Genomic DNA, 26,443 nt, shown 5'->3' with positions numbered 1-26,443 from the left:
TCTACGTTTCAACTACCCAGCCTCAGCCGAGAATATGCATCAATAGCGGCTCGCCGGTCAGGCTCTGCGATCCGCGCAACCGCTCCAGTGCCGCAGCGACGCAGCGCTCAGGCCCTTCGTGCGTGACGATCGCGACCAGCACGTCGCCGCCGGGATTGGCGCCGCGCTGGATCAGGCTCTCGATCGAGACGCCCGCGTCGCGCATCGACGCCGCAATCTCCGCCAGCACGCCGACACGGTCCGCCACGGCGAAGCGCAGATAGGCGCGCCCGCGCCGCTCACCACTGTCGGAGGGTTCAGCCACGGCGAGCGCGTCGACCGGCATCGCGAAGGCAGTGCCAAATTCACCGCGCGCAATGTCGATCAGGTCGGCGACCACCGCGCTCGCGGTCGGCCCGGCCCCCGCGCCCGCCCCCTGGAACAGCAGCCGTCCGACGTAATTGCCCTCCGCCACCACCGCGTTGGTCGCGCCGGTGACGTGCGCCAGCGGATGGTCGGCGGGGACAAGATGCGCGTGGACGCGCTGGAACAGCCCGCCTGGTCCCGCCTCGGCGACGCCGACCAGGCGTACCCGGTAGCCGAGCGCCGCCGCCTCGGCGATGTCGGCGGCGAGGACGTGACGAATGCCGCTGACCTGCACGTTCGGGAACGCCGGGCGCGTGCCGAACGCGATGCTGGCGAGAATCGACAACTTGTGGGCGGCATCCACCCCGTCGATGTCGAACGACGGATCGGCCTCGGCAAAGCCCAGCGCCTGCGCCTCGGCGAGCACGTCGGCGAAGTCGCGGCCTTGCGCCTCCATCCGGGTGAGGATGAAGTTGCATGTGCCATTCAGGATGCCCGTCACGCGCCCGATCGCGTTCGCCGCCGCGCCCTCGCGCAGTCCCTTGATGACCGGAATGCCGCCCGCGACCGCCGCCTCGAACTTGAGCGGCACGCCCGCCTGCTCCGCCGCTGCGCCCAGTTCGAGCCCGTGGTGCGCCAGCATCGCCTTGTTCGCGGTGACGAAGCCCTTGCCCGCCGCCAGCGTCGCGCGCGCCAATGCCAGCGCCGGGCCGTCCGCACCGCCGACCAGCTCGACCACCACGTCGGCGTCGGCATGCGCCAGCTGCGTCGTGTCGTCGACCCAGGCAAGCTGCGACAGGTCGAGCCCGCGGTCCTTGCCACGGTCGCGCGCGGAGACTGCGACGACTTCGATCGGCCGTCCGGCGCGGCGCGCGATCAGTTCACGGTTCTCGCCCAGCAGCCGGATGACCCCGCCACCCACCGTGCCCAACCCCGCCAGCGCGACCTTCAACGCTTCCGTCATTATCTCACCCCTTTGCGTGCCCGCGCGTAAGCCACTGCCACGCAGGTGTCGAGCAGGCGCACCTTTCGCACACCCAAGCGTTGTTTGATGTCGAACGAGGCGCGAGGCGACACATGCAAATCATTCAAAGCGGCAGCAACCCGTCGAACAAGGGGCCAGCCGAGTGGTTCACCGGCACGGTCCGCGTCGACCCGCTCTTCCCGACGGAGGCACCCTCGCGAGTCGCCGGCGCGCACGTCACCTTCGAGCCCGGCGCGCGGACCAACTGGCACACGCATCCGCTCGGCCAGACGCTGATCGTCACGTTCGGGTGCGGCTGGGTACAGCGCGATGGTGAGCCGCGTGTAGAGATCCGATCCGGAGATGTCGTCCGCTTCGCGCCCGACGAACGCCACTGGCACGGCGCGAGCGTGGACACAGCGATGTCGCACATTGCGATTCAGGAAAGCTTGGACGGCAGTGCGGTGACGTGGCTCGAGCCGGTCAGCGATGCGGATTACGCGCGCTGAGTAACGCGCCCGGTTGCGTTGCGAAGCGTCGCCCGCAATGACGGCGGCATGACCCCATCGAACGCCGCGCCCTCGCCCACTTCTGCTGCTACTGAGGGATTGCCCGAGTTGACGCTCCGCGGCATCGTGCTGGGCGGCGTCATCACCCTGCTGTTCACCGCCGCCAACGCGTATCTGGGATTGAAGGTCGGGCTGACCTTTGCGACGTCGATCCCGGCCGCGGTGATCTCGATGGCGGTGCTGCGCTTCCTGCCGGGCAGCAACATGCTGGAAAACAACATCGTGCAGACGATCGCCTCGGCCGCCGGCACGCTCGCCGCGATCGTCTTCGTGCTGCCTGGTCTGGTCATGGTTGGCTGGTGGAGCGGCTTTCCGTTCTGGACCACCAGCGCGATCACCGCGACGGGCGGCATCCTCGGCGTCATGTTCTCGGTCCCGCTGCGTCGGGCCTTGGTGATCGGCGACGACCTACCCTACCCCGAAGGGCGCGCCGCGGCTGAGGTGTTGCAGGCGGGATCGAACACGCAAGCGGGTGCCAAGGAGAGCGAGGCAGGCTTGCGCGTGCTGGTGCGCGGATCGATCGTCTCCGCGCTGTTCGCCATCCTGACGCAGATGAAGCTCGCCGCCGCCGAGGCCGCAACGTGGTTTCGCGTCGGCTCGGGCGCGACGGGAATCGCCGGCGGGCTGTCGTTCGCCTTGTTCGGCGTCGGGCATCTGGTCGGCCTGTCGGTCGGCCTGGCGCAGCTCGCCGGACTGATCACCGGCTGGTTCATCCTGCTGCCGTTCCTGACTGCGCAGCACCCACTGTCGACCGGCGTCGAGGAATGGGCGAGCACGATCTTCCGCCAGGATGTGCGCTTCTTCGGCGCTGGCGTGATCGGCGTGGCGGCAATCTGGACCCTGCTTAAAATCGCAAGGCCGGTCGTCGGCGGCATCCGCAGTGCACTCGCCGCCAGCGCCGCCCGCGCCGGTGGCGAGACGCTGGCGCTGGAGGAGCGCGACCTGCCGATCGGCATCGTCGCGGGTGGCGCAGTCGCGATCCTGCTGCCGATTGCGTGGCTGCTGTGGAGCGTGCTGGCGGGCGGACCGCTGGCCGGATCGGCGCTGCTGCTGATCGCGGGCGCACTGGTGTTCGTCGTCGTCGTCGGGCTGATGATCGCTGCGGTGACAGGGTATATGGCCGGGCTGATCGGCGCGTCCAACTCGCCGGTATCGGGGATTGGCATCCTGGCGGTACTCGCCGCGTCACTGCTGCTCGTGGGCCTGGTCGGACGCGGCGGCGCACCGGAACAGACGCAGGCGCTCGTCGCCTACGCATTGATCGTCACCGGTATCGTCTTCGGCATCGCGACGATCGCCAACGACAATCTGCAGGACCTGAAAACCGGACAGCTCGTCGGCGCGACGCCGTGGAAGCAGCAGGTCGCGCTCATCATCGGCGTCATCTTCGGCTCGATCGTGATCGCGCCGGTGCTCGACCTGCTGCAGACCGCGTTCGGCTTCGCAGGCGCACCCGGTGCCGGTCCCAACGCGCTCGCCGCACCGCAGGCAGGGCTGATCTCGGCGCTGGCGCAAGGCGTGCTGGGCGGCAACCTCAACTGGTCGATGCTCGGCTGGGGCGCGGTCGCGGGCGTGATCTTCATCGCGCTGGATGCAGCGCTTGGGCGAGCGGGCCGGCTCAGGCTGCCGCCGCTCGCGGTCGGGATCGGCATCTACCTGCCGATGGCGGTGATCCTGCCGGTGACGATCGGCGCGGTGGTCGGCCACTTCTACGATCGCTGGGCCGACCGGACCCGCGACGCTGAGTTCGCGCGTCGGCTTGGCGTGCTGGTCGCAACCGGCATGATCGTCGGCGAAAGCCTGTGGCAGGTCGTCTTCGCCGGCATCGTCGCCGGCACCGGCAGCGACGCGCCGCTGGCGGTGGTCGGCCCGGCCTTCGCTCACGTGGCGCTGATCGGCGGGACGATCCTGTTCCTGGCGCTGATATGGTGGCTTTACCGCGGCACCCGGCGCGAGGCGGCGTGAGCCTACGCGCGAGCTGCTAGTATAACGAAGCCGCAGCGCGGTGGTGGGTCACGCCGCCGGTGCGCGATCCGCTGCCGTTTCCGCCCCATCAGTCTTTGCGCCAGCATTGTCGTTGGCGGCCGATGGAGCCGGAGTTAGTGCTTCAGAGCCTGTATCGCGGGGCGGGTCGGCAGCAGGCGCTGGTTTCGTGATCGTCCGCACGACTGGCGGCGGCGTGATCGCATCCTCGTCCCGGATCGGACGCCCGCGTTCGTCGACATCCTTGGGCGGCTCGGTCATCCCGCCGACCAGCGGCTGACCGCGCTTCAGCGCGTCGATCTCGGCCTGGCGGCGTTGCAGGTAGAAGGTGCGCGAGTTGGCGTACGGATCGGCCGCATTGTCGTGCAGCTTCTTCAGCGTGCCGTCGAACTCGGATCGGTGGTCGAGCACGCTCAGCGTCGCGAAGGGTATGACGAACGCGGGCTTGGTCACGCGGCTGCCGTAGGTGAACGGCAGGATCAGCCGGTCGATCGCGCCGCCGAACAGGTCGCGCAGCGTCGTGGGCCCCGTGATCGGCAGGAATAGGAACGGACCGTTTGGCACGCCATAAAAGCCGAGCGTATTGGCGAAGCCGTTGCTGCGTCGCGGCAGCTTGAACGGCTTCTTCTTGGCGACATCGAAGATGCCGGCCACACCTGCAGTCGTATTGATCGCGAACCGCGCGAAGGTTTCCGCCGCCTTGCCGATCTTGTGCTGCAACAGGAAGTTCACGAACACGACCGGTTCGCGAAAATTGTACAGGAAGTTGTGGATGCCCTTTCTCACCTCGCGCGGCAGCGTTTTCTTGTACGCGCGCGCAGCGGGGCCGGTGATCGCATCGTCGATCGCCTGTGTCGCCTTGAACGCGGTCTCGTTGACCGATCGCAGCGGATCGGGCGCAAGACCGCGCCGCTCTCCGGTGACGACGATGTCGGTACCCGGCGTTGCCCCGCCGTTGCTGGCTGGTGGCAACGTGCGGACGACCGGCGGCGGCACGATCTCCTGCTCGGCGGCAGCTGTCTGCATCGGGGCGGGTTGCGCATCCGACATCTCGGCCACGCTCAGGGCGACCGGCGGCTGATCGGCGAACAGCGTGGTCTCGAACGCCGTTGGCGTCATCGCGGCGACCGACACGCTGGTCCAAAGCAACAGGCTCAATCGTCGGCTCCTAGCATCCGCCTCCACGCAACCGATCGACGGCCGCGGCGACACCGCGAACGTTGGCTGTACAAAGCCTCGTTGCGGCGCACAACCGGCCTTCCGATGAGCGGCATAGGGCTCTCAGGCGTCGATCGCTTCCTCGTCCATCCGCGCCGCATTTTCCTGGATGAAGGCGAAACGGTGCGCGGGGTTCGTCCCCATCAACCGGTCGACCAGGTCTCTCACACCCGCACGTTCCTCGTATTCCTGCGGCAGCGTAATGCGGATCAGCGCGCGCGAGGCGGGGTCCATCGTCGTCTCGCGCAGCTGCCCCGGGTTCATCTCGCCCAGTCCCTTGAAGCGTGCGACCTCGACCTTCTTGCCGCGAAACGCCGTGCGTTCCAGCTCAGCGCGGTGCGCATCGTCGCGCGCGTACAGGCTCTTTGCGCTGTGCGTCAGCCGGTAAAGCGGCGGCTGCGCGAGGTAAAGGTGCCCGCGCCGCACGATGTCGGGCATTTCCTGGAAGAAAAAGGTCATCAGCAGCGTCGCGATATGCGCGCCGTCGACGTCGGCGTCGGTCATGATGATGACCTTCTCATACCGCAGATTGTCGGCCACGCAGTCCTTCCGCGTCCCGCAACCGAGCGCGAGGCCGAGGTCGGCGATCTCCTGATTGGCGAGGATCTTGGCGCTGGTTGCGCTGGCGACGTTCAGGATCTTGCCGCGGATTGGCAGGATCGCCTGCGTCTTGCGGTCGCGCGCCTGCTTGGCACTGCCGCCGGCCGAATCGCCCTCGACGATGAAGAGTTCGGTGCCCGCGGGCGCATCGGCCGAGCAGTCGGTTAACTTGCCGGGTAGACGCAGTTTGCGCGCACTCGTCGCGGTCTTGCGCTTGACCTCGCGCTCCTGCTTGCGCCGGAGCCGCTCGTCCATCCGCTCGAGCACATAGGAGAGCAGCGCGCGCCCGCGCTCCATGTTGTGGCCGAGCCAGTGATCGAAATGGTCGCGCACCGCCTTCTCGACCAGCCCCGCCGCCTCCGGGCTGGTCAGCCGGTCCTTGGTCTGGCTCTGGAATTGCGGATCGCGGATGAACACCGACAGCATCAACTCGCTGCCAACCATCACGTCGTCTGCGGTCAGCTCCTTTGCGCGCTTGTTGTTGATGAGGTCGCCGAACGCGCGGAGCCCGCGGACCAGCGCCTGGCGCAATCCCTGCTCGTGCGTGCCACCATCGGGGGTCGGGATCGTGTTGCAATACCAGCTGTAGCTGCCCTCGCTCCACAATGGCCAGGCGACCGCCCACTCGACCTTGCCCATCTTGGTGCCGCCCGCGCCATCGGCGAAGTCCTGCGTGCCCGCGAACGCGTCGGCGGTGGCGCATTCACGCCCGCCCAGCTGTTCGCGCAGATGATCGGCAAGCCCGCCCGGAAACTGGAACACCGCCTCCACCGGCGTATCGTCAGAAATAAGCGACGCGGCGCACTTCCAGCGAATCTCGACGCCCGCGAACAGATACGCCTTTGACCGCGCCAGCTTGTAGAGCCGCGCCGGCTTGAAGCTGAGCTCGGGTCCGAAGATCTCGTGATCGGGCACGAACGACACAGCTGTGCCGCGCCGGTTGGGCGCCGCCCCGACATGCTCGAGCGCACCGATCGTCTGCCCGCGGCTGAACCGCTGGCGGTACAACTGCCGCTCGCGCGCGACCTCGACCACCGTCTCCGCCGACAGCGCGTTCACCACCGACACGCCGACGCCGTGCAACCCGCCGCTGGTCGCGTATGCCTTGCCCGCGAACTTGCCGCCCGAGTGGAGCGTCGACAGGATCACCTCCAGCGCCGATTTGTCGGGAAACTTGGGGTGTGGGTCGACCGGAATGCCGCGGCCGTTGTCGGTAATGGTCAGGCGGTTTCCCGGTTCCAACGTCACCTCGATCCGCGTCGCGTGGCCCGCGACCGCCTCGTCCATCGCATTGTCGAGCACCTCGGCGGCGAGATGGTGCAGCGCGCGCTCGTCGGTGCCGCCGACGTACATGCCGGGGCGACGACGGACGGGCTCGAGCCCTTCCAGCACCTCGATCGATGACGCATCGTAACTGCCGACACTTGCGGTCGATGAGGCAAAGAGATCGTCGGCCATGCGAACGGCTATAGGCCAGCGTCGACGCGAACAGAAGGGGCACAGCGCAGCAACCAAACGTCACGCAACATATCGCCGTACCGGTCCGTTCGCCGCCCGAGTTCACGGGAGTTTTACATGAAGATCCATCTATTCGCCGGCGCGGCTGCGCTGCTCCATCGCTACTCCTGCCGTCGCGCAGGAAGTCACCACCGGGTTCAGCGGCATCTACGTCGGCGCGGCCGGCGGCTATGACGTGCAGGGCAACGATCGCGGTTCGTCGATCCTGTTCGACCGCAACCTCGACGGACGCTTCGGCGACACGGTGACGACGGCTGTGGGCGCCAACGCTTTTTCACCGGGCTTCTGCAACGGCCGCGCGATCAGCGCGAACGCGCCGGGCCGTACCTCGACCGCCGCACCGACGCTGCCGACGGGCGCAGGTTGCCGCAACGACAAGGACGGCTGGGCCTATTACGGTCGTATTGGTCTCGACCAACAGATGGGCCGATTCGTCGTCGGCGTCGTCGGCGAGTTCGGCAAGAGCGAGATCAGCGACAGCGTGTCGGCATTCTCCACCACACCGGCGAATTACGTCATGACGCGCGACCTGCAATGGGAGGCGGGCATCCGCGCGCGCGCCGGCTACACGCCGAACGACTCGACGCTGTTCTACGGCACGTTCGGCCCCGGCTATGCGCGGATCGACCGCGAGTTCACCACCACCAACACCGCCAATGCCTTCTCGGAACGCGGTAAGCGCAACCAGTTCGGCATCCAGGGCGGCGGCGGCATCGAGCAGCGGATCGGAAACAACTTCTCGATCGGGCTCGAGTACATGTATCACCAGTATCAGGACGACGATTACCGCGTCCGTGCCGGGTCGACCGGGACGACGCCCGCGAGCAATCCGTTCATCCTCGCACCCAACACGACCGGCACCGACTTCGCCCGCAGCGACAGCAAGTTCCGCTGGCATTCGATGCGCGCCACGGCCGCCTTCCGCTTCTAGGTCTCGACGACCGGCCGGCGCTCGCGTCGGCCGGTCAGCCTACCAGCACCGCATTCCCGCACCGAAGACCGTTGACCTGCACATCGGCCTCCCCGAGCCCGAGCCCCAGCGTACCCGTCACCGTCATCAACAAGGTATCGAGCGGGGCCGCTACCCCTGCCAGCACGCCGCCGACCGCGCGCAAAAGCGGATCGACCGGCAGTGGCAGCCCGAGCAGCGTCACCTTCAACGAAGCCTGCGCGATAAGCGAGCTGGCGATCCCCTGGATCGGCGCGGTCGTGCGGATCGTCTCGGTCGCGCCCGTAGCGATCATCCCCTGCGTGAAGCGTCGCGCCTGCCACGGCTCCGCCGCACCGAGCGAAACACGGCTGCTGCCGGTCACATCGACCAGCAGGGTATCGAGGATCCGCGCGGTCACCGGTGTGATCGCGCGTGAGAAGTCGGACAGCCTGGTCTCGTCTACCGTCCCGATCGCCGCCTGTACCGGATCGACCCGCGCCTCGATCGTTACCGCGCGCGGGTTGATGCCGCACCCGATGCTTTTCAACCGTGCCTCCGCGCCCGCAGCCTCGACGAACAGCGGCAGGTCGATCGAGGCCAGGCTGGACAGACCGGGCAGCAGCGTCGGTGCCAGCCGGACCCGCGCGTAGATTCGCGCCTGCGCGGTGCGGATCACGGTGTCGCCGCTGTCGGTGATCGCCAGCCACGGTGAGGATTGCGCGCGCTCGCCGATCGCGACGCTGACCTTGGTCGACGCGATGCCCGGCACGCCCGCATCCAGATCGAGCGCAAGCCGCCGCGCTCCGCCGGTCTCGAGCAGCGCGGTCATGAACGGCAGCACCGGCACACGTGCCACCCCGCCGCTGCCGACCGCTTGGCCGGCGAGCGGCCCGACATCGATCAGCGCGCCGAGCCGGACCGTCTGTCCGCCGAGCGCCGCGCCGACGCGGGCAACGGCGTCGCCCGCCTCCGCCTGCCCGGACGTCCTCAATGTTTCGCTCAAGGCGGCGAAGACATCGTCAACGCGCACGTCCGCCGCCAACAGCTCGCCGTAGTTGTTGGCCGATATGCGCGCACTCAGCTTCAAGCGGGCAAGCACTTGCAGGACATCGACGCTGCCGTCGATCAGCGCGCGGTGATCGAGCACGCCGAGCGACACCGTCCGCCCGGTCAGCGCCGACAGCGATGCGTTGATGACCCCGCCATTTACCGCGATGAGACGCGATCCGATCGAGAAGCTCGTCACCGCACGGCGCTGCGCGGTCGCCTGTCGCGCGATCAGGAAGGACGTGTAGCCGAAGATGCGCGCAAAGAAGGTCGGCGATCGCGTCCGCACCTGCACTTGCACCGCGTCGCCACCCGCACCGGGCACGAAGCGCTGCGCGACCGGCACCGCGACATCGGCGCGGTAGCGGCCGGGCACCGCGCGCACGACGGTCGCCTCGCCCCAACTCGCGGCAACAAGGTCGCGCGCCACCCCTTCGACATCACCCGGACCGCTGCCCGAGCTGCTGGCGGCAGCGAGCGCCGCATTGTCGGCAACGCCCTGCAACCGGCGGGCATCGAGCTGCATCGTGCCCAGATCGACCGCGAAGGCCGCAAACCCGAGCAGCAATGGCAACGCGCCAGCGATGAAGACGCCCAGGCCGCCACGCGAGTCGCGCCAGAATGATCGCCGCGCCGACGTCACGGCCGATCCCACGATCCGTGTCACAGCGGCGCCAGCGCAATCACCGCGCGCCGCTCGATCACCGGTTCCGGCAGCGGCACCATGCCCGTAGAAAGCAGCGTCACTGCACGCGCATCGACCCGCAACCTGACCGTCGCTCGCGTCCCCGCCTCATCGATTGCGACCGCAACCTTGTCGCGCGTCAATTCGGGCATGCTTGCGATGTCGTTCGCGACTGCGGCCTGGGCGAGCGTCAGTCGCTCTGCCGGTGTAATCCCTGCGACGATCACGCGCGCGGCATCATTCGCTGCCGTCTGCACGCTATGCGCCAGCCAGATGTACTGGCCGTAGCACAGCACCCCCATCACAAGCGTGATCAGGATCGGCAGCACCAGCGCGAACTCGACCAGCACCGCGCCGCGGCGTTGACCGACCAGCCTGGCCTGCCGCCGACCCGTGAAACGAGGGAGTATTCCCACCATGATCTAACCCTTTCGGGTCGGGTATCACTCATGGGTGGTGGACAATTAAAACGAGATCAAACCACTACAATGCGAAAACTACATAGCGACTTCAACAACAAAGGGCCGGCCCATCCCACCGGATTGGACCGACCCTTCGGAAAGTACTGACGTAGCGCGCCGCTCAGCGCATGCGCGGACCGCCGAACGGCAGCGGCGGCGCGCGGCGATCGCGACGCGGCAGTTGCGCCTGATAGGCGTGGCCGCAGTGGGTCACGCAATAAGGGAAACCCGGGTTCACCTTGTCGCCGCAGAAGTGGAAATCAGGTTCGCCCGGGTGGCCGAGCGGCCATTTGCAGACCTTGTCGCTCAGGTCGAGCAGCGAGGTTTTGTCGGCATATTCGGGCGCGGTGCGTGCAGGCACCAGCCGGCGCGGCGGTGCGGGCGTGCTCGGCGCCTGCTGCTCGCCCGGGGACTGGCGGACGAAACCGCCGGGTCCGACCGAGCGGAGGATCGGCTGCTGCGATTCGACCGGACGCTCGCGCGCGGCCGGTGCTGCAACGACGGGCTCTGCCTCTTCGTCCTCCTCGTCTTCATCGACGACCGGCTCCGGCGCGGGCGACGGGGCCGCGGCGACCACCGGCTCCGGCTTGGCGATCACGACCGGCTCTGCGCCGGTCCCTTCTTCCATGTCGTCAGCCGGTGCAGCCTCCTGCGCCGCCGCGGCCTGCGCACGCGCTTCCTCCTTGCTGACGACCGGCGAGGGACGCGACTGCAGCCCCAGGCGATGGGCCTTGCCGATCACGGCATTGCGGCTGACCCCGCCCAGCGCGTCGGCGATCTGGCTTGCGGTCTGGCCCGCTTCCCACATGGTCTTGAGCGTGTCGATGCGCTCGTCGGTCCAGGACATTCGTGTAATCCCTCAAGCGTGCCGGTTGCGGGCGGTGTCGGCAGCGGTTACCCGCCAGAGCCATGAGCAGCCAGCCCCCAATCGGCCAAGTCCAATCGGCAGTCAGGAACGCACCGGGCGTTCCGGTCATCCGGAACGTTAACTGGGGCGGCCTGCGAACCCTCTATGTGAAGGAGGTGCGCCGTTTCTTCAAGGTGCAGCTCCAGACCGTGTGGGCGCCCGCGATCACGACCTTGCTGTTCCTCGTCATCTTCACGGTCGCGAACGGTGCGCGTGCGCCGGTGCGGGTCGGCGGCACGGTCGTCCCCTTCGCCGACTTCGTGGCGCCGGGCCTCATCATCATGGGCATGATGCAGAATGCCTTCGCCAACGCCAGCTTCTCGCTCCTGGTCGGCAAGATCCAGGGCACGATCGTCGATTACCTGCAACCGCCGCTATCGACCGGCGAGCTGCTTGCGGCGCTGACCGGCGGTGCGGTGACGCGCGCGTTCTGCGTCGGCACGGCGGTGTGGCTGGCGATGTCGCTGTGGCCGGACGTCCACGTCACGCCGCAGCATCCGCTCGCGGTCTTGTGGTTCGGCCTGCTCGGCGCGCTGTTCCTCAGCCTGGCGGGCGTGCTGACCTCGATCTGGGCGGAGAAGTTCGATCACGCCGCGGCGGTCACCAATTTCGTCATCGCGCCGCTGACCTTGCTGTCGGGCACCTTCTACTCGGTCGACCACCTGGCACCCGCATTCCGCGCGTTCAGCCACGTCAACCCGTTCTTCTACGTCATTTCGGGCTTCCGGTACGGCTTCCTCGGCACCGCCGATTCGTCCGTCATGCTCGGCAGCATCGTCATCCTGGCGATCGACGTGGCGATGGGGCTGCTTTGCTACACGTTGCTCAAGCGTGGCTGGAAATTGAAGAACTGATCGAGCCGGGGCGGACACTTAGCGGCGCACTCTCGTTTCCACGCGCGGGCATTCGCCCGTCAGGAGAGTTCGTCACATGGCCGTCAAATTCGCTGGAACGATGAACGCGATCAATCGCGGACTGGAATCGACCAAGCCTGCCAAGGGCGCCGACATGGTCGAGGATTGGGAAGCCGCACTGGCCGACAGCGATGTGTCGGGCGCGAAAGGCATCCTTCGCGACCTCGCCTCGCTGCGCAAGCAGTTGGAGAAGGACTCGCCCGACGCCGACCGTGTCCACGCGCTGCTCCACCGCCTGGGTGCCGCGACCACCAAGATCGCCGACAAGGCCGACAAGTCGCAGGACAAGCTGAAGGCGCTTGGCGAGGCACTGACCGAGGCGGGCGAGGAAGATCACGACGAGGAAGAGGACAAGGAAGCCGCCGCCGCCCCCAAGCGCGCGCGCAAGAAGTAACGTGATCGGGGGCGGGTCACACCGCCCCCACCGACACCTATTTCGCCAACGCCTCGACCAGCGCCTGCACCTTCTTCTGCCGCCACTGCGGCGTCGGCGCGACCAGCCAATAACCGAGCCGCGAGGGTTCGGCCGCCCCGACGATCGCGACCCGCGCTTCATTCACATCGCGTGCGGCAAGCAGTTCGGGCACGATCGCACGCCCCAGCCCTGCCGCCGCCGCGTCGATCGCCAGCCCGGCGTCGCCGACACGGATGACCGGCGTCGCCCCGACATCGGGCGAACCCGGCCACGCGATCAGCCTGTCCGCCCCGCCGCCCGGCCGTTCCACCTTCACCAGACCGTCGCTTTCGATCGCCTCCCCCTCGTGCGCGCCCGGCCCCTCGCCCCAGCGGATCGCAAGGTCGAGGTTCGCCTCGGTAAAATCGAGCCCCTCGTCAGCCGCCATCAATGAAAAGCGCAGATCGGGATCACCCGCGGCGATCTCGGCCAGACGCGGCAACAGCCATTTCTCGGTCAGGTCGCGCGGCGCGGCGATTGTCAGCGACTTGGACGATTGCCCCGCCTGCATCGCCCGCACCGCCTCCTCGAAGTGCAGGAATGCAGCGCGCAAGGGTCCGAGCCCGGCCGCGCCTTCATCGGTCAACTCCAGCCCCTTGGTCGTGCGCCGGAACAGCACGACGCCAAGCGTATCCTCCAACGCGCGCACCTGCTGCCCGACCGCGGCGGGCGTCACCGCCAGTTCGTCGGCCGCGCGCGTGAACGACAGGTGACGCGCCGCGGCATCGAGCACGCGCAGCCCGTTGAGCGGCAGGTGCGTCCGCTTCATCCCGCCACCGTCGGCGCATGGAGCGCGAACTTGGGAATGACGACGTCGAACGTCGCGCCGTCCTCATCGACCATGCGGTAGCTGCCCTGCATCATGCCCGTCGTGGTCGAGAGCGGGCAGCCGGACACGTAATCGTAGCTCGCACCCGGCGCGATCAGCGGTTGCTCGCCGACGACACCCTCGCCCTCCACGCTGTGGCGCGCGCCGCGACCGTCGGTGATGATCCAGTGGCGCGTCAACAGCTGCACCGCGCCCGCGCCGTCATTCTCGATCCGGATGTGATAAGCCCAGAACCAGCGGCCGCGCGCCGGCTCCGACTGTTCGGCGAGGTAGCTGACCGACACGCGCACGGTGACCCCGCGCGTCGTTTCCGCAACGTCGAACAGCGCCCTCACCGCTGAGGAGGTCACAGCCCAACCTGCGTCAGCGCCTGATCAAGATCGTCGATCAGGTCGCGCGGATCCTCCAACCCGACGTTCAGCCGCAGCAGCCCGTCGGTCACGCCCATCTCCAGCCTTTTGTCCTCCGCGACGCCATAGTGCGTGGTCGAGGCCGGATGGGTCATCAGCGAGCGCGAGTCGCCGATGTTGTTCGAGATGTCGATCAACGTCAGCGCGTCGAGCAACGCGTGCGCCTGCGCGCGGTCGGCCACCTCGAACGCGAAGATCGGTCCTGCCGCCTCCATCTGGCTCATCGCCAGCGCGTGCTGCGGGTGGCTGGCGAGCCCGGGGTGAAGGATGCGGGGCACGCGTTGCTCGAGGAACGTGCCCACCTTTACCGACGAGTCCGACTGTCGGCGGATGCGCAGGTCGAGCGTTTCCAATCCCTTCAGCACCACCCAGGCATTGAACGCCGACAAGGTCGGCCCGGTGTTGCGCGTGAACGGCAGCAGCGTGTTGTTGATGAAGTCCGCGCTGCCGCACACCGCGCCCGCCAGCACGCGCCCCTGCCCGTCCATCATCTTGGTCGCGGAATAAGCGGTGATGTCGGCGCCCAGCTCCATCGGCCGTTGCAGCGCGGGCGTGGCGAACGCGTTGTCGACCACGCTGCGGATGCCGCGCTCGCGCGCGATCCCGCACACCCCGCGCAGGTCCACCACGTCCATCGTCGGATTGGCGGGCGTTTCGAAGAAGAAGACCTTGGTCTCGGGCCGCACCGCGTCGGCGAACGCCTGCGGATCGCGCGCGTCGACGATCGTCGTCTGGATGCCGAATTTCGGCAGCAACGTGTCGGTGAGCCAGCGGCACGACCCGAACGCCGCGCGTCCCGCGATGACGTGATCGCCCTGTTCGAGTTGGCACAGCAACACCGCGGTCATCGCCGCCATGCCGGTCGCCATCGTCCGGCACGCCTCCGCGCCTTCCAGCAGCGCGATGCGTTCCTCCAGCATCTCGACCGTCGGGTTCTGCAACCGCGAATAGGTCATGCCCGCCTGCTCGCCCGCGAAGCGCGCTGCGGCATCCTCGGCGCGGTCGTAACTGTAGCCCGAGGTGAGGAACAACGCCTCGCTGGTCTCGCCCCACTCGGACCTGGCGGTGCCGCCGCGGATCGCCTGGGTGGCGGGACGCCAATTATGGGTGATCGAACGGTCCTGGCCAGTGCGACGCTTCATGCCGCCCGCTTTGCCCCCGCGCAGAGCCTTACTCAACCCCCGCCTGCCCCGTACACCTTGCCTCTTGCCCGACACGCGCGCGCGATCGAGAGAAGGCGCGTGTCCGAACCCGAACGAATCGCGCTGCTGAAACGTCCGATGCTGGTTGGTGCGCTGATCGCGCTGTTGAGCGAGCTGATCTTCCTCATCCGTCTGGCCGTGCCGAACAAGCTGGTGTTCGACGAGGTCCACTACGTTCCCGCCGCGCGCGCGATGCGCGACTTGGCCGGCCCCACCAACATCGAGCATCCGCTGCTCGCCAAGGAACTGATCGCATTGTCGCTTCGCTGGTTCGGCGACGAACCGTTCGGCTGGCGCTTCGCCTCGACGGTCGCGGGCGCGGCGACGATCGCGGGTGTCTTCGCGCTGGTGCAGCTGTTGACCGGGCGATTGCGCGCCAGCTTGATCGGCGCAGCGCTCGCATTGATGTCGTTCACAGTGCTCGTGCAGGCGCGGATCGCGATGCTCGACACGTTCCTGGCTGCGTTCCTGCTGTGGGGTATCGTCATGCTGGCGTGGTCGGCGCGCGCGCTGACGCGGCGGCAGGTCCATGCCCGCTGGTGCGCGGGCGCTGCGCTGCTCGGGCTCGCCACCGCGTGCAAGTGGACCGCGGGGCCGTATGTCGCCTTTGCCGCGTTCGCCTATCTGCGGCTGCGCCACCGTCATCCGGAACGATGGCGCGGGCTGAACCCGCTCGTCGCGGTCGCGCTGCTCGGCATCGTGTCGGTCGGCACCTATCTGCTGACGTTCGCGCCGGCGTTCTTCTACACCAGCGATCCGATGACCTGGTCGCGGCTGATCCCGTTCCAGCTCGACATGTACGCGCGCCAGACGCAGGTGCTGCCGCCGCACACCTACCAGTCGAACTGGTACACCTGGCCGCTGATGCAGCGCCCGATCTGGTACCTCTACGAACCCGTCGACGGGGTGCAGCGCGGCATCTGGATGATCGGCAATCCCGCGATCATGTGGGGCGGGTTGGTCGCCGTCGCGGCGCTGTTCTGGGCCTGGGTCAAGACCGGCTCGGCGCAGCTGCTGTTCCCCCTTTGTTGTGGGTCGCCAGCCTGCTGATCTGGGCGCTGATCCCCAAATCGCTCGGCTTCTATTATTATTACTATCCCAGCGGCATCTTCCTGGTCGTCGCGCTTACGGTCGCGCTCGATCATTGGCGCGCAGAATTACGCGGCTGGGACGAGTTCTATCTGCTCGCCTGCTTCGCGCTGCTCATCTATTTCCTGCCGGTGCTGTGTGCCGAGCCGCTGACCGACGCGGGCGCGTTCCGCCGCTGGACGTGGTTTTCCAGCTGGATCTAAAGCGCCGCGAGTACCGCGTCGCCCATCGCCTGCGTCGACGCGTCGCCGCCCAGATCGGGTGTCCGCACGCCCGTCCGCAGCGCCGCCGCCACCGCCGCCTCGACCCGGTCTGCCGCTTCCGCCTCGTTCAGCGAGTGACGCAGCAGCATCGCCGCCGACAAGATCGCCGCGCACGGGTTCGCCTTGCTCTGCCCGGCGATATCGGGCGCGGAGCCATGGATCGGCTCGTACAGTCCCTTGCCCACGGCATCCAGCGACGCCGATGGCAGCATCCCGATCGAGCCGACGCACATGCTAGCCTGATCCGACAAGATGTCGCCGAACAGGTTGCCGGTCACGATCGTGTCGAACGCGCCCGGATTGCGCACCAGCTGCATCGCGGCATTGTCGACGTACATGTGGGTCAACTCGACCTGCGGATAGTCCGCCGCAACCTCGATCACCACGTCGCGCCACAGCTGCGAGGTTTCCAGCACGTTGGCCTTGTCGACCGAGCACAATTTGCCGCGACGCTTGGCCGCGGTCTCGAACCCGACCCGTGCGATGCGGCGCACCTCGCTCTCGTCGTAGCGCATCAGGTCGTGCCCCTCGCGCAAGCCCGCCGCGGTCGTCCGCCGGCCCTTCTCGCCGAAATACACATCGCCGTTCAACTCGCGCACGATCACCAAATCGATCGCGCGCGCTACCTCGGGCTTGAGCGTCGAGGCATCTTCCAGCCCCTCAAAAATGCGCGCCGGGCGGAGATTGGCGAAGGTTCCCAGCTCCTTGCGCAGCCCGAGAATTGCCTGCTCGGGCCGGAATGCGCGTTCAAGCGCATCGAATGCGGGGTCACCAACCGCGCCGAACAGGATCGCATCGGCGCGATGCGCGAGGTCGAGTGTCTCGGGCGGTAGCGGATGGCCGTGCTGACGATACGCCGCGCCGCCCACTGCCGCCTCCTCGAACGCCAGATCGAGGCCGAGTGCATCAAGCACGCGGCGCGCCTGTGCGGTGACTTCGGGGCCGATGCCGTCTCCGGCGAGGATCGCGATCAGGGGCGTGCTCATGCGCGCCCGCATGGCGCGTGCGGCGCGGTCAGGCAACTGCCCTTTTCAACCGGTCGACCAGCCGGTCGCGCGCCGCCAGCGTCTCGCGCCGACGATCGACCAGCACGTCGCGCTCAAGAAAATGGCCGGTGATCGCCAGCGCATCGGCCACTTCGTCCCATCCCGCCTCGCCGCCATCGATGAGGAAGCGCGGTAACCGAAGCAGCCGCGCCTCATATCCGCGCGCCGCCGCTCGGCTGACCGCCGCACCGCTTTTCGGGCTGACGAACGCGAGATCATCGACCACGCCGGTCGCAACGCACGCCGACAGGTCGAGCCCGAAGCCCAGTTCGGCGAGCAGCAGCAACTCGTAGCGCGCGAGCGCACCGGCCCAGCCCTTCGCACTCGGCGCCGCCTCGACTGCGTCGAGCACGCCCGACAGCGCATCGTGCAGCCGTGGATAGCCTTGCGCCTCGGGCAGCGCGGCGGCGGTCAGCGCGGCGAGCCATTCGAGCGCGGCGGCGGGCAGCGCCTCGGCATACATCGGCGCGCGGCTGTGGATCAACTCGACCGTCAGCGCGGGCAATTGCTCGTCGGTCCGCGCGCGCCACTCGGCCCGCACCAGATTGGTGGGTTGCAGGATCGGCCGCAGCCGCCGCGAATGTCCGCCGCGGACATAGCCCGGCCACACGCCCGACGTCCGCGTGAAGGCGCGCACCACCGCCCCATGCTCGCCGTGCGCGCGCACGGACAGGACGATGGCGTCGGCGACGAGGTGCATGGACGTAAGATAGGGCATGCGCCGCCCGCGGTCATCGGGCGCGATTACCCGTGTGACGCTAAGCCCGCCGCACATGCTGCGCGAAGCGCTTCAACGCGGGCGCCTCGCTCCAGCGTTTCGCCACCACCATCGCCGCATCGAAACCGCCGACCGCCGCAACCGCCACGCGATTGGCGATGGTTGGGCGCAGCAGCAGTTCGTCGCGGCAGGCCACGCCGCCGCTCGCCAGACCACGCTTGTGCTGTCCCTCGCCTTCGGTGAAGTCGAACCAGCGAAAGCGGTCCGTGAACAGATCGCCGAGCGCTTCCGCCATCAACACGCTGCCGGGCGACAGCGCCTGGTGCGTGGGATCGTGCCCGACATAATCGTAGCGTAGCGTCTCTCTATCCGCCCCGCACCACAGATAGGCGATTGGCGCGTCGCCCAGGAACAGCAGCCACGCGCGCGCGCGATCCTCGCCTGCCGCCGCGATCAGCGCGTCCGCGTCCCCGGGCAACCCCGATCCCAGCAGCCGTTCCTGATAGGTCGTCACCGACACCGCGCGCGCCAGCGGATGGAAAACCGCCATCTCCTCAGGCGAACGATAACGCCGCACGTCGAGCGTACCGCCGTTCGCCGCCGCCAGCTTCCTTGCCTTGCGCTTCAATCCCGATCGCGCCTGCCCCGACAGCGCCGCCAACCACGCCTCACGCCCGCCCGCCAGATCGACGTAATAACGCGTGTAGCGCTGCCGCACGAAACGCAGGCCGGGGGCGTCGAGCGTGACCGTCTCGGGCAACGAGGTCACCAGATACCCATCGTCCGCTGCATCGAGCGCGGGCAAGCTCGGTCCCGCACCCGTCAGCGCCTGCTCCAGCGACCACGCGACCCGCCGCAATTGCCGCGGAAAGCTCATCAGCGTCCGCGCACCGACCTGCAGCTTGAGCGCGCTCGCACTCACGCCGCGCGTTCCGCGACCAGCGTCGACCACAATTGCTCCGCCTGCCGCCATCGCAGCCGCAGCGCGTCGGGCGCGAGCGGACGGTCGGCGCGCCCGAGCGGCAGCGCGGGGCGATCGGCGAAGTGGCACGTACGCGCCGCGTCCTGCCGCTCCGCCAACATCGCACACAATGCCTCGAATCGATGGACGTGAACGCGGTTGGGCGCGGTGCCCGCACGGTTGGCAAGCTCGAAACTGTGCCCGACGATCGTCACCGCGGCATGATCGTTAGCGATCGCGTGGTCCAGCGCGGCGCGCATCTCGCGCGTCGATAGCGCACAGATCTGGAAATTGCGCCAGCAGCCGGGCTTGTCCTCGATCACCGTCACCGGCACCTCGACCACGCCGCGCCGCACGACCGGCGCGATCTGCGCCGGATCGAGCGTGATCGCGCTCGGCCACGGATGATGCGCGCCATTGTGGCTGCTGTCATAGGCGAGCCCGAGCGCGGCGAGCGCGCACAATGTGTCGTCACTGGCCGAGTAGCTACCGGCGCGAAACGCGACCGGGCGCGGCGCGCCCGCGGCCACCAGCAGTTCGATCGCGCGCGCCAGCACCACTAGCTGCCGGTCCGCCGACAGATCGATCAGCTCGAACGCACCGTGCGCCGCGCCATGGTCACCCGCCACTGCACCGATCCAATTGGGGTGGCAGTGCAGCTGGACCTCCTGCCCCGCCGCCAGCACCGGCTCGATCATCCGCCGTGCCCACTCATCGCCGTAGATCAGCGCCGGCAGCGGATCGACGAAGAAGGTCGCCTTCAAGCCCGCCCGCGCCAGCACGCCGAGCTGCCACGTCAGACCCACCCCCGCCGGCTCGACCGAGCGCGCGTGGATCGTCGCCGCGTCGAGCCCCGCGGCATGATGGCGCCACGCGAACTCGGTATCGATGGTCAGGAACACGGCCGTCATGGCGCTCGCTGTACCGATCAGACGTAAACGCGGCGCTTACGCAACCTAGGCCTCAATGCGCGTGGTAGAAGTCGTACACCGTCTGCGCGACGCTGGCCGACACGCCCGGCGCCTTTTGCAGATCCTCCAGGCTGGCGTTCCTGACCGCACGGCCGGTGCCGAAATGCATCAACAACGCCTTTTTGCGCGCCGGACCGATGCCGGGCACCTCGTCGAGCGGGCTCGCGCCGATCGCCTTGGCGCGTTTCGCGCGGTGCGCGCCGATGACGTAGCGGTGCACCTCGTCGCGTAGCCGTTGCAGGTAGAAAAGCACCGGCGCGTTGACCGGCAGCGTCAGCTCGCGCCCGTCCATCAGGTGGAACACCTCGCGCCCCTCGCGACCGTGATGCGGGCCCTTGGCGACGCCGACGAGGCACACGTCCTCGATGCCGAGATCCTCCAGCACCGCCTTCGCCGCGTTCAATTGCCCGCGCCCGCCGTCGAGCAGCACCAGATCGGGCCACTCGCCCGAGTCGCGATCGGGGTCCTCCTCCAACGCGCGCGCGAAACGACGGGTCAGCACCTCGCGCATCATCGCGAAATCGTCGTCAGTTGCCGCCTGCTTGATGTTGAACTTGCGATACTGGCCTTTGCGGAAGCCTTCCGGCCCCGCGACCACCATCGCACCGACCGCGTTGGTCCCCTGAATGTGGCTGTTGTCGTACACCTCGATCCGCTCGGGCGGCTCGGCGAGTTCGAACAGGTCGGCGACCTCGCGGTTGAGCTTCGACTGGGTCGTGCTCTCCGCCAGCCTGCGCTCCAGCGCCTCCTTCGCATTGCGCGATGCCTGGTCCAGCAATCGCCGGCGTGTCCCACGCTGCGGCACCGTGATCTCGACCTTGCGCTTCGCCTGCTCGGACAAGGCCTCCATCAGCAGTGCCGCCTCGGGCAGGTCGCGATCGACGAAGATCGTCCGCGCCGGCGGCACCTCCTCGTAGAATTGCATCAGGAACAGCTGCAGCACCTCTTCCTCGCTCACCTCGGCGGTGTGCGACGGAAAGAAGCTGCGATGCCCCCAATTCTGCCCACCGCGAATGAAGAAGGCCTGGATGCCGATCACGCCCTCCAGGCACGCCAGCGCGAAGATGTCGGCGTCGCCGACCCCTTCCGCGTTGATGAACTGCGTCCCCTGGATAAAGGTCAGCGCCTTCAACCGGTCGCGCAGCACCGCGGCGAGCTCGAAGTCCATGTTCTCCGCCGCGGCCTGCATCTGCGCGCCCAGCTTCGCCTGTACGTCGGTGGTCTTGCCAGCTAGGAACTTCTTCGCGTCGCTCACCAACTCGGCATAGCCCGGCGTATCGATCCGCCCCACGCATGGCGCCGAACAGCGCTTGATCTGATACAGCAGGCACGGCCGGTCGCGCGTCTTGAAGAATCCGTCGGTGCAGCTCCTGAGCAGGAACAGCTTCTGCAACGCATTCAGCGTATTGTTGACGCTCCCCGCGCTCGCGAACGGGCCGTAGTAATCACCCTTCGCCTTGCGTGCGCCGCGGTGCTTCTGCACCCGCGGAAAGTCGTGGTCGGCGCGCAGCAGGATGAACGGGAACGACTTATCGTCGCGCAGCAGCACGTTGTACGGCGGGCGATAACGCTTGATCAGCTGCGCCTCGAGCAGCAGCGCCTCGGCCTCGTTGTTGGTCGTCACGATCGTCATCGACCGCGTCTGCGACACCATCCGCTGGATGCGTTTGCTCAGCCGCTCGATCTGGACGTAATTGCCGACGCGGTTCTTCAGCGCGCGCGCCTTGCCGACGTACAGCACCTCGCCCTTGGCATCCTGCATCCGGTAGACGCCGGGTTTTAGGGACAGCGTCTTCAGCACGTTACGGATCGCCGCCACACCGGCCTGAAGGTCGGGCGCGTCGCTGCCGCGGATCGTGAAGGTGGCGGCTTCTTCGTTGAACCGTTCGGGGGGGCCGTAGCCTGACATGCGCTCCATCTAGGTAAACGCGGAGTCAGCGGCAACCGGCTCGAAATCCGATGCTGCATCTGCTAAGCGCGCGCGCATGCTCAATCTTTCCGACATCACCGTTCGCCTCGGCGGGCGGACGATCCTCGATCGCGCCACCGCCGCGCTGCCGCCGCGCGGGCGCATCGGGCTGATCGGCCGCAACGGCGCGGGCAAGTCGACGCTGGTGCGCGTGATCGCGGGGATGCTGGAGCCCGACACCGGCAGCGCCGACATGCCGCGCGGCGCGCGCCTGGGTTATATCGCGCAGGAGGCACCCGGCGGCGACTCCACCCCGATCGAGACCGTGCTCGCCGCCGATGTCGAGCGCACCGCGCTCCTCGCCGAGAGCGAGAACATGGAGGACATGGACCGGCTCGGCGACATCCACGAGCGATTGATGGCGATCGACGCCTGGTCGGCACCCTCGCGCGCCTCGCGTATCCTCGTCGGGCTCGGTTTCGACGAGGAGATGCAGAACCGCCCGCTCGAGAGCTTCTCGGGCGGCTGGCGGATGCGCGTCGCACTCGCCTCCTTGCTGTTCTCCGCCCCCGACCTGCTGTTGCTCGACGAGCCGTCGAACCACCTCGACCTCGAAGCGGTGCTGTGGCTGGAGGATTTCCTCAAATCCTATCAGGCGACGATCGTCGTCGTCAGCCACGAACGCGACTTCCTCAACAACGTCGTCGACCACATCCTTCACCTCGATCGCGGCAAGCTGACGCTCTACCCCGGCGGCTATGACGCGTTCGAGCGCCAGCGGGCCGAGCGCCAGGCGCAGCAGGCCGCCGCGCGCGAGAAGCAGATGGCCGAGCGCGAGAAGCTGAAGGAGTTCGTCGCGCGCAACTCTGCCCGCGCCTCGACCGCGAAGCAGGCGCAGTCGCGCGTCAAGGCGCTGGCGCGGATGCAGCCGATCGCCGAGGTGATGGACGATCCGTCCTTGTCGTTCGACTTCCCCGATCCGACCGCGCTGCGCCCGCCGCTCATCACGCTCGACCTCGCCACCGTCGGTTATAACGAGACGCCGATCCTCCGCCGATTGAACCTGCGCATCGATCCCGACGAGCGTGTCGCGTTGCTCGGGCGCAACGGCAACGGCAAGACCACGCTCGCCCGCCTGCTCGCCGCGCAGCTCACCCCGATGGAGGGCGCGATGCAGGCGAGCGGCAAGATGCGCGTCGGCTATTTCACGCAATATCAGGTCGAGGAGCTCGACCGCGACGAGACCCCGCTCCAGCACATGTCCGCGCTGATGGAGGGATCATCGCCGTCCGCGGTGCGCGCGCAGCTCGGCCGCTTTGGCTTCCAGGGCGACAAGGCGATCACCAAGGTCGGCAAGCTCTCGGGCGGCGAACGCGCCCGCCTCGCCCTTGCGCTCATCACCCGCGACGCGCCGCACCTGCTAATCCTCGACGAGCCGACAAACCACCTCGACGTCGACGCACGCGAGGCGCTGATCCAGGCGTTGAACGGCTACACCGGCGCCGTCGTGATCGTCAGCCACGACCGCCACATGCTCGAGATGACCGCCGACCGCCTCGTGCTGGTGGATGGAGGCACCGCGCGCGACTTCGACGGCGCGATCGAGGACTATATCAAGCTGATCCTGTCAGGCGACGGCTCGGGCAAGCAGTCCAAGGCCAAGGCGAAAGCCGACGCGCGCAAGCAGGCCGAGCAGCGCGAACAGGACAAGGCTTTGCGCAAGCAGGCGCGCGACGCCGAGGCCGCGCTCGCGAAACTGACGGAGCAGCGTAGCGCACTCGACCGCGCGATGTTCGATCCCTCGACCACGCAGGGCCCGCTCGCCAAGCTCAGCATGACCGAGTTGATGAAGCGCCGCGCCAGCGTGCAGGAGCAGATCGACGCATCCGAGCAGAGCTGGCTCGAGCTGAGCGAGCAACTGGAGGCGATCGCGGCCTGATCGGCGGCGCGGGCGATTGGACCCGCGCCGCACGCGCGGCTAGTCTCGGGCGAACGTCGTCTGAGAGGAGCCACCCGTGACCGACAGCTATACGCCGCCCGAGATCTGGACCTGGAACAAGGAAAACGGCGGGCGCTTCGCCAACATCAACCGCCCGACCGCGGGTGCGACCCACGACAAGGAGCTGCCGGTCGGGCGCCACCCGCTGCAACTCTACTCACTCGCCACGCCTAATGGTGTGAAGGTGACGGTGATGCTGGAGGAACTGCTCGCCGCCGGCCACGCGGGCGCTGAATATGACGCCTGGCTGATCCGCATCAACGAGGGCGTCCAGTTCGGCAGCGGCTTCGTCGCCGCCAACCCCAACTCTAAAATACCTGCACTGGTCGATCGCAGCGGCGACACGCCCGTCCGCGTGTTCGAATCGGGCTCGATCCTCGTCTATCTCGCCGAGAAGTTCGATGCGTTCCTTCCCACCGAACCCGCAGCGCGCGCGGAATGCCTGTCGTGGCTGTTCTGGCAGATGGGCTCCGGGCCGCTGCTCGGCGGCGGCTTTGGACATTTCTACGCCTATGCGCCGACCAAGATCGAGTACGCGATCGACCGCTATGCGATGGAGGTGAAGCGCCAGCTCGACGTGCTCGACCGCCGGCTGGGCGAGAGCGAGTATATCGCCGGTGCCGATTACACGATTGCTGACATGGCAATCTGGCCCTGGTACGGCGCGCTGGTGAAGGGCCTCGTCTACGACGCGGGCACCTTCCTGCAGGTACACGAGTACAAGAACGTGCTGCGCTGGACCGACCGGATCGCCGAACGTCCCGCGGTCAAGCGCGGCCGCATGGTCAACCGCCTCATGGGCGACCCTGCCAGCCAGCTCCACGAACGCCACGACGCGAGCGACTTCGAAACGAAGACGCAGGACAAGATCGGCGAGGAAGCCTGATGCGCCTGTTCGACAGCCGCCGCGCCCCCAATCCGCGCCGCGTGCGCTGGTTCATGGCGGAAAAGGGGATCGAGGATATCGAGATCGTCCAGATCGACATCTTTGCCGGCGAACACCGCACCCCCGACTATCTCGCCCGCGCCGGCCTCGCCAACGTCCCTGCGCTGGAGATCGACGACGAGACGACGATCACCGAGTCGATCGCGATCTGCCGCTATCTCGAAAGCGTCTATCCCGAGCCGAACCTTTTCGGCCGCGACCCGCGCGAGATCGCCGTGATCGAGATGTGGATGCGCCGCGCCGAGATGCTGCTCGCCACACCGCTGATGATGTCGGTCCGCCACGGCCATCCCGCGCTGGCGGCGATCGAGACGCAGGTGCCCGCCATTGCCGAGACCAACACCGCCGCGGCGACGCGCGCGATGAAGCTGTTCGACCGCCGCTTGGGCGAAAGCGCGTTCATCGCCGCCGACCGCGTGACCATCGCCGACGTGGTCGCCTTCACCGGCATCGATTTCGCGCGCATGGTCAAGTTCGCGCCCGCGCCCGAACACGTCCACGTTGCACGCTGGATCGAAGCGATGCGCGAACGTCCGGCGGCCAGCACGGGCGTGTAGCGGGCAGTCGCGTCCAGTCGTCACCCTCGACGTGATCCGGGGTGCCGGGGTCGATCTAGCGGGGTCGATCTAGACCATATCTCCACACGAGCATCCGTCCGCACCCACCGGCCGCTGGCACGCCTTGCACATCGCGCGGTGTGTCGGCGACAGGTCGTGCGTCACGCTCACCCGCTCGTCGAACACGAAACACTCGCCGTGCCAGCGCGTCTCCGCCTCGGGCACCTGCTCCAGATAGTTGAGGATGCCGCCTTTCAGGTGGAACACGTCCTCTAGCCCCTCGCTCCGCACGAACGCGGTCGCCTTCTCGCAGCGGATGCCGCCGGTACAGAACATCGCGATCTTCGGCGTTCGGCCTTTCTCGATCAGTGCCTCACGCTGAGCGCGGAACCACGCCGGAAAGTCGCGGAAGCTCCGCGTGCCCGGATCGATCGCGCCCACGAAGCTGCCGAGCGCGACCTCGTAATCGTTGCGCGTGTCGATCAGCACCGTGTCGGGATCGTCGATCAGCGCGTTCCAGTCCGCCGGCTCGACGTAAGCGCCGACGCCGCCGACCGGATCAAGGTCGGGCTGCCCCATCGTCACGATCTCGCGCTTCAACCGCACCTTCATGCGCCCGAACGGCATCACGCCAGCGCGCGAAAACTTGACCTCCAGCCCCGCACACCCCGGCAGCGCGCGCAGATGCGCCAGCACTGCGGCGATACCCTCGTCGCTGCCCGCGATCGTCCCGTTCAGTCCTTCGTCGGCGAGCAGCAGCGATCCGCGCACCCCCGCGACCTCGCACACCGGCAGCAGGGTCGCCTTGATAGCCGCCACGTCGTCGAAGCGCGTAAACTGGTACAGCGCCGCAACGAGGATCGGCGGCTGGAGCGAAGTCTCGGTCATTCTCATCCACTTGGGGGCACACTGGCTCGCGCGTGCCCCTAGCAGATCGGTTGCCCACG

Annotated in this window: 25 protein-coding genes; 10 read left to right on the top strand and 15 right to left on the bottom strand. The window is 67.8% G+C overall.

The window, feature by feature from the left end; all coding sequences use genetic code 11:
- Positions 1-22: 22 nt before the first annotated feature.
- The gene (locus tag SMN802W_RS0105955) at positions 23-1,309 is read right to left on the bottom strand and encodes a homoserine dehydrogenase (protein ID WP_019515985.1); all 1,287 of its coding nucleotides are present in this window, start codon (positions 1,307-1,309) and stop codon (positions 23-25) included.
- A 113-nt stretch (positions 1,310-1,422) separates the two neighbouring features.
- On the opposite strand from SMN802W_RS0105955, the gene SMN802W_RS0105950 reads away from it, so the two are divergent.
- Both SMN802W_RS0105950 and SMN802W_RS0105945 read left to right on the top strand, forming a co-directional pair.
- Entirely contained in the window at positions 1,423-1,818 is a 396-nt protein-coding gene (locus SMN802W_RS0105950; protein WP_019515984.1) for a (R)-mandelonitrile lyase, read from the top strand.
- A gap of 48 nt (positions 1,819-1,866) precedes the next feature.
- Complete coding sequence (locus SMN802W_RS0105945; RefSeq protein ID WP_051083485.1) at positions 1,867-3,843, top strand: OPT family oligopeptide transporter; 1,977 nt, start codon at positions 1,867-1,869, stop codon at positions 3,841-3,843.
- A 48-nt stretch (positions 3,844-3,891) separates the two neighbouring features.
- Here SMN802W_RS0105945 and SMN802W_RS17535 read toward each other — a convergent pair whose 3' ends face one another.
- Both SMN802W_RS17535 and parE read right to left on the bottom strand, forming a co-directional pair.
- On the bottom strand, positions 3,892-5,019 hold the full coding sequence (locus SMN802W_RS17535; RefSeq protein ID WP_019515982.1) for an MlaA family lipoprotein: 1,128 nt from the start codon (positions 5,017-5,019) through the stop codon (positions 3,892-3,894).
- Positions 5,020-5,142: 123 nt separating this feature from the next.
- Positions 5,143-7,137, bottom strand: coding sequence for a DNA topoisomerase IV subunit B (parE, locus tag SMN802W_RS0105935; RefSeq protein WP_019515981.1), 1,995 nt, complete (start codon positions 7,135-7,137; stop codon positions 5,143-5,145).
- Between the two features lie 235 nt (positions 7,138-7,372).
- Here parE and SMN802W_RS0105930 point away from each other — a divergent pair, with 235 nt between their 5' ends.
- The gene (locus tag SMN802W_RS0105930) at positions 7,373-8,128 is read left to right on the top strand and encodes an outer membrane protein (protein WP_019515980.1); all 756 of its coding nucleotides are present in this window, start codon (positions 7,373-7,375) and stop codon (positions 8,126-8,128) included.
- Between the two features lie 34 nt (positions 8,129-8,162).
- On the opposite strand, the gene SMN802W_RS0105925 is transcribed toward SMN802W_RS0105930, so the two are convergent.
- The 3 genes from SMN802W_RS0105925 to SMN802W_RS0105915 form a co-directional block, all read right to left on the bottom strand.
- Positions 8,163-9,842: a pilus assembly protein TadG-related protein gene (locus SMN802W_RS0105925; protein WP_019515979.1), complete on the bottom strand. Its 1,680-nt coding sequence runs from the start codon at positions 9,840-9,842 to the stop codon at positions 8,163-8,165.
- On the bottom strand, positions 9,839-10,279 hold the full coding sequence (locus SMN802W_RS16530; protein WP_019515978.1) for a TadE/TadG family type IV pilus assembly protein: 441 nt from the start codon (positions 10,277-10,279) through the stop codon (positions 9,839-9,841). The genes SMN802W_RS0105925 and SMN802W_RS16530 overlap by 4 nt, the downstream gene beginning before the upstream one ends.
- Before the next feature lie 163 nt (positions 10,280-10,442).
- Positions 10,443-11,168, bottom strand: coding sequence for a GcrA family cell cycle regulator (locus SMN802W_RS0105915; protein WP_019515977.1), 726 nt, complete (start codon positions 11,166-11,168; stop codon positions 10,443-10,445).
- A gap of 62 nt (positions 11,169-11,230) precedes the next feature.
- Between SMN802W_RS0105915 and SMN802W_RS0105910 the strand changes: the two genes are divergently transcribed.
- Together SMN802W_RS0105910 and SMN802W_RS0105905 are read left to right on the top strand one after the other, a co-directional pair.
- On the top strand, positions 11,231-12,082 hold the full coding sequence (locus SMN802W_RS0105910) for an ABC transporter permease (RefSeq protein ID WP_037523185.1): 852 nt from the start codon (positions 11,231-11,233) through the stop codon (positions 12,080-12,082).
- A gap of 76 nt (positions 12,083-12,158) precedes the next feature.
- Complete coding sequence (locus SMN802W_RS0105905) at positions 12,159-12,536, top strand: hypothetical protein (RefSeq protein WP_019515975.1); 378 nt, start codon at positions 12,159-12,161, stop codon at positions 12,534-12,536.
- Between the two features lie 37 nt (positions 12,537-12,573).
- On the opposite strand, the gene SMN802W_RS0105900 is transcribed toward SMN802W_RS0105905, so the two are convergent.
- The 3 genes from SMN802W_RS0105900 to SMN802W_RS0105890 are packed head-to-tail and all read right to left on the bottom strand — an operon-like array spanning position 12,574 to position 14,977.
- On the bottom strand, positions 12,574-13,365 hold the full coding sequence (locus tag SMN802W_RS0105900; RefSeq protein WP_019515974.1) for a LysR family transcriptional regulator: 792 nt from the start codon (positions 13,363-13,365) through the stop codon (positions 12,574-12,576).
- Entirely contained in the window at positions 13,362-13,760 is a 399-nt protein-coding gene (gene apaG / locus SMN802W_RS0105895) for a Co2+/Mg2+ efflux protein ApaG (RefSeq protein ID WP_026325800.1), read from the bottom strand. The genes SMN802W_RS0105900 and apaG overlap by 4 nt, the downstream gene beginning before the upstream one ends.
- Positions 13,761-13,771: 11 nt before the next feature.
- A complete protein-coding gene (locus tag SMN802W_RS0105890; protein WP_019515972.1) occupies positions 13,772-14,977 on the bottom strand; it encodes a trans-sulfuration enzyme family protein in 1,206 nt (401 codons plus the stop codon).
- Between the two features lie 99 nt (positions 14,978-15,076).
- Here SMN802W_RS0105890 and SMN802W_RS16525 point away from each other — a divergent pair, with 99 nt between their 5' ends.
- A complete protein-coding gene (locus SMN802W_RS16525) occupies positions 15,077-16,087 on the top strand; it encodes a phospholipid carrier-dependent glycosyltransferase (RefSeq protein WP_238560117.1) in 1,011 nt (336 codons plus the stop codon).
- Positions 16,063-16,329, top strand: a complete 267-nt coding sequence (locus tag SMN802W_RS18710) for a hypothetical protein (protein WP_238560116.1) — start codon at positions 16,063-16,065, stop codon at positions 16,327-16,329. Before SMN802W_RS16525 ends, SMN802W_RS18710 begins: the two co-directional genes overlap by 25 nt.
- On the opposite strand, the gene leuB is transcribed toward SMN802W_RS18710, so the two are convergent.
- The 5 genes from leuB to uvrC are packed head-to-tail and all read right to left on the bottom strand — an operon-like array spanning position 16,326 to position 22,003.
- Positions 16,326-17,375 carry a 3-isopropylmalate dehydrogenase gene (leuB, locus tag SMN802W_RS0105880; protein ID WP_037523413.1) on the bottom strand — a complete coding sequence of 350 codons (1,050 nt, stop codon included), beginning with the start codon at positions 17,373-17,375 and terminating at the stop codon, positions 16,326-16,328. The two genes, SMN802W_RS18710 and leuB, sit on opposite strands and share 4 nt — an antisense overlap.
- A gap of 28 nt (positions 17,376-17,403) precedes the next feature.
- Positions 17,404-18,135: a DNA repair protein RecO gene (recO, locus tag SMN802W_RS0105875; protein WP_019515970.1), complete on the bottom strand. Its 732-nt coding sequence runs from the start codon at positions 18,133-18,135 to the stop codon at positions 17,404-17,406.
- A gap of 58 nt (positions 18,136-18,193) precedes the next feature.
- Positions 18,194-19,075 carry a GNAT family N-acetyltransferase gene (locus SMN802W_RS0105870; RefSeq protein ID WP_238560115.1) on the bottom strand — a complete coding sequence of 294 codons (882 nt, stop codon included), beginning with the start codon at positions 19,073-19,075 and terminating at the stop codon, positions 18,194-18,196.
- Positions 19,072-20,025, bottom strand: coding sequence for a hypothetical protein (locus SMN802W_RS0105865; protein WP_019515968.1), 954 nt, complete (start codon positions 20,023-20,025; stop codon positions 19,072-19,074). The genes SMN802W_RS0105870 and SMN802W_RS0105865 overlap by 4 nt, the downstream gene beginning before the upstream one ends.
- Before the next feature lie 52 nt (positions 20,026-20,077).
- A complete protein-coding gene (uvrC, locus tag SMN802W_RS0105860; protein ID WP_019515967.1) occupies positions 20,078-22,003 on the bottom strand; it encodes an excinuclease ABC subunit UvrC in 1,926 nt (641 codons plus the stop codon).
- Between the two features lie 67 nt (positions 22,004-22,070).
- Here uvrC and SMN802W_RS0105855 point away from each other — a divergent pair, with 67 nt between their 5' ends.
- From SMN802W_RS0105855 to SMN802W_RS0105845, 3 genes are all read left to right on the top strand, one after another.
- The gene (locus SMN802W_RS0105855) at positions 22,071-23,933 is read left to right on the top strand and encodes an ABC-F family ATP-binding cassette domain-containing protein (protein WP_019515966.1); all 1,863 of its coding nucleotides are present in this window, start codon (positions 22,071-22,073) and stop codon (positions 23,931-23,933) included.
- Positions 23,934-24,009: 76 nt separating this feature from the next.
- Entirely contained in the window at positions 24,010-24,879 is an 870-nt protein-coding gene (gene yghU, locus SMN802W_RS0105850; protein WP_019515965.1) for a glutathione-dependent disulfide-bond oxidoreductase, read from the top strand.
- Entirely contained in the window at positions 24,879-25,496 is a 618-nt protein-coding gene (locus SMN802W_RS0105845; RefSeq protein ID WP_019515964.1) for a glutathione S-transferase family protein, read from the top strand. The genes yghU and SMN802W_RS0105845 overlap by 1 nt, the downstream gene beginning before the upstream one ends.
- Positions 25,497-25,565: 69 nt before the next feature.
- Here SMN802W_RS0105845 and trhO read toward each other — a convergent pair whose 3' ends face one another.
- A complete protein-coding gene (gene trhO / locus SMN802W_RS16520; RefSeq protein ID WP_019515963.1) occupies positions 25,566-26,384 on the bottom strand; it encodes an oxygen-dependent tRNA uridine(34) hydroxylase TrhO in 819 nt (272 codons plus the stop codon).
- Positions 26,385-26,443: the final 59 nt, after the last annotated feature.

Source organism: Sphingomonas sp. Mn802worker (genome assembly GCF_000382485.1).
In the GTDB taxonomy this organism is placed as follows: domain Bacteria; phylum Pseudomonadota; class Alphaproteobacteria; order Sphingomonadales; family Sphingomonadaceae; genus Sphingomonas.
This window is presented reverse-complemented; position numbering and strand designations above follow the sequence as displayed.

Bases quoted from the DNA above. Each gene is read 5' to 3' on its own strand.
- SMN802W_RS0105955 (WP_019515985.1), bottom strand. From the start codon at position 1,309: ATGACGGAAGCGTTGAAGGTCGCGCTGGCGGGGTTGGGCACGGTGGGT.
- SMN802W_RS0105950 (WP_019515984.1), top strand. From the start codon at position 1,423: ATGCAAATCATTCAAAGCGGCAGCAACCCGTCGAACAAGGGGCCAGCC.
- SMN802W_RS0105945 (WP_051083485.1), top strand. From the start codon at position 1,867: ATGACCCCATCGAACGCCGCGCCCTCGCCCACTTCTGCTGCTACTGAG.
- parE (WP_019515981.1), bottom strand. From the start codon at position 7,137: ATGGCCGACGATCTCTTTGCCTCATCGACCGCAAGTGTCGGCAGTTAC.
- SMN802W_RS16530 (WP_019515978.1), bottom strand. From the start codon at position 10,279: ATGGTGGGAATACTCCCTCGTTTCACGGGTCGGCGGCAGGCCAGGCTG.
- SMN802W_RS0105915 (WP_019515977.1), bottom strand. From the start codon at position 11,168: ATGTCCTGGACCGACGAGCGCATCGACACGCTCAAGACCATGTGGGAA.
- SMN802W_RS0105910 (WP_037523185.1), top strand. From the start codon at position 11,231: ATGAGCAGCCAGCCCCCAATCGGCCAAGTCCAATCGGCAGTCAGGAAC.
- SMN802W_RS0105905 (WP_019515975.1), top strand. From the start codon at position 12,159: ATGGCCGTCAAATTCGCTGGAACGATGAACGCGATCAATCGCGGACTG.
- SMN802W_RS0105900 (WP_019515974.1), bottom strand. From the start codon at position 13,365: ATGAAGCGGACGCACCTGCCGCTCAACGGGCTGCGCGTGCTCGATGCC.
- SMN802W_RS0105890 (WP_019515972.1), bottom strand. From the start codon at position 14,977: ATGAAGCGTCGCACTGGCCAGGACCGTTCGATCACCCATAATTGGCGT.
- leuB (WP_037523413.1), bottom strand. From the start codon at position 17,375: ATGAGCACGCCCCTGATCGCGATCCTCGCCGGAGACGGCATCGGCCCC.
- recO (WP_019515970.1), bottom strand. From the start codon at position 18,135: ATGCACCTCGTCGCCGACGCCATCGTCCTGTCCGTGCGCGCGCACGGC.
- SMN802W_RS0105865 (WP_019515968.1), bottom strand. From the start codon at position 20,025: ATGACGGCCGTGTTCCTGACCATCGATACCGAGTTCGCGTGGCGCCAT.
- uvrC (WP_019515967.1), bottom strand. From the start codon at position 22,003: ATGGAGCGCATGTCAGGCTACGGCCCCCCCGAACGGTTCAACGAAGAA.
- SMN802W_RS0105855 (WP_019515966.1), top strand. From the start codon at position 22,071: ATGCTCAATCTTTCCGACATCACCGTTCGCCTCGGCGGGCGGACGATC.
- SMN802W_RS0105845 (WP_019515964.1), top strand. From the start codon at position 24,879: ATGCGCCTGTTCGACAGCCGCCGCGCCCCCAATCCGCGCCGCGTGCGC.
- trhO (WP_019515963.1), bottom strand. From the start codon at position 26,384: ATGACCGAGACTTCGCTCCAGCCGCCGATCCTCGTTGCGGCGCTGTAC.